The 1,959-nt window shown below is 56.5% G+C and carries 2 protein-coding genes; one reads left to right on the top strand and one right to left on the bottom strand.

The features are described 5' to 3' along the window. Positions 1 to 1,316, bottom strand: a 1,316-nt coding sequence (locus BHAP_RS11195) for a hypothetical protein (protein ID WP_094730735.1), incomplete at its 3' end; no start/stop codon positions are given. 325 nt (positions 1,317 to 1,641) lie between these two features. Between BHAP_RS11195 and BHAP_RS11190 the strand changes: the two genes are divergently transcribed. Continuing rightward, positions 1,642 to 1,959, top strand: a 318-nt coding sequence (locus tag BHAP_RS11190) for an IS110 family transposase (RefSeq protein ID WP_143248812.1), incomplete at its 3' end; no start/stop codon positions are given.

Genomic DNA, 1,959 nt, shown 5'->3' with positions numbered 1-1,959 from the left:
TCGACCTCAGCCTGCTTGACGTCAGCCTTACCGGCGACCGTCTTCGCTGCTTCAAGTGCCTTCGCGAACGGTGCCCATGATGCTTGCGTGTAATCCGTTTTCACGAGCTTGCTCGCGGCAGTAATCGCCTTGTTCAACGCAGTCTTGTCAGCAGGTGTCGGGGTTGGTGTTGGGGTTTGCTCTCCGACGGTTACGTCAGTCCAGCCTTGAATATTGCCCTTTTCATCCTGCAATGCGATCTTATGAGAGCCTGAATAGTTGGCTGGGATGAACGCATCGTAATAATACTTACCGTTCTTATCCTTCTTGATTGTCACATACGGGGAGCCGTCTGGACCGGTCAAGCGTACTGGGTTACTGTAAATGTATGAATACCAGAAGCAATCCTCACCCGCATCAACCTTGGCAGCACACTCTTGAGCAAGCTTGTTCACGTAAATACGCGCAACACTACCAGCCTTCACCGTGTTATCAGGAACAGTGACACTACCCTTATTCTGCTCAGTCAAATCCGGAGAAGTCGGCTTGGACGCGGGTTCAGCAGTCGTCGTAAAGTCAGAAATTTGAGTAGCAGAACCATAGTCGGAGTCGAATGGTACGAAATCACCGTTCTTGAGCTCAATACGCAGACCAGCGTAAATCTGGCCGAAGTCCACATCAGACGAATGACCGCCCTGCTTGTACACCTTGTCCGTCTGCTTCCACCGGTTCACATTCAATGGAGCCTGACCAAACTCGCCAAGATTATGATTGCCGTACGTGGTATTCGGAGTCAATCCGATTAGCGACATATTGAACGTGCCACTCGCTGAACCATTCCACGAATCCTTGTAGTAGCGAGTAAATGACTGGTACGTGGCAGAACCGACCGTTTCTCCCTTGATATCCACGACCGGTTCAGTCCTCACACCGTAGATCTGCTCGTAGAGAGCCTGAGTCAGATCCTCATCCGCAACACCATTGCAGGACACATCATTCCAACCCCACGCATACTGATTGCTTGGAGCAGCAGTCGCCGTGACCTCAGTAATACGCTGCACATCAATCGCAAAGCACACATTCTTGATTTGCGGTAACAGTGCCGGATCAATCGAATAGTTGAATGACACATTCGCCGTGTGCGCGCCAACATCCGACACGTGAACGTTACTGACGGACACTTGACCATATCCCGTCGGCTGACCAGTCGCTGCGGGCGCTGCCTGCTGATCGGTGTTGGTGGATGGCGTAGCCTGATCGGCAACCGCCACGCTCGCACCGCTGAACAAGGTGCATGCGGCGATCAATGCCGCCGCGATCTTCCCCATTCGCTTCATAGTTTCTTCCTTCGTTGGGCCTACACGAGACCATATAGTCCCGCTCCACTCAAACGCTACCCATTACTATGTTTGGTAGGTCCCGAATGGTCGGGGCCGGGTCGCCGGTTCCGGTATGACTTTCCTGCCCTGTTATTGATGATCCGGGGGGTGTTGTCGCCGGGAGCGGGGGCGTTCGCAGACCGCTGATAGGAACCAGGCCGGCCGTATGGACGCTTCGGGACGCATGGCGCAGGTCTCTTCGTAATGTGGATGCGGCGCGGGCGTCCGGACCTTCTTGCAGGGTCCACGGCGGCCGGAAACCTTCATGACGGGAGGGATGACGATGACTCCGGACGACATCGACGTGTGGGTCGGACTGGACGTGGGCAAGAGCGCGCACCACGCGCACGCCCTCGACCACGACGGCAACACCCTGTACGACAAGCCACTCAAACAGGACGAGAAGGCCATCCGCACGATGCTGGAGAAGCTCTCCAGACGCGGGCGCGTGCTGCTGGTCGTCGACCAGCCCAACACCATCGGCTCCCTGCCGCTGACCGTGGCCCGGAGCATGGGCGTACAGGTCGCCTACCTGCCCGGCACCGCGATGCGCCGGACCGCGCAATTGCTGCCCGGAACCGCGAAGACCGACCGGAGGGAC

The organism is Bifidobacterium hapali (genome assembly GCF_002259755.1).
Classification (GTDB): domain Bacteria; phylum Actinomycetota; class Actinomycetes; order Actinomycetales; family Bifidobacteriaceae; genus Bifidobacterium; species Bifidobacterium hapali.
Note: the sequence above shows the minus strand (reverse complement) of the source record. Positions and strands in the feature narration are given on the sequence as shown.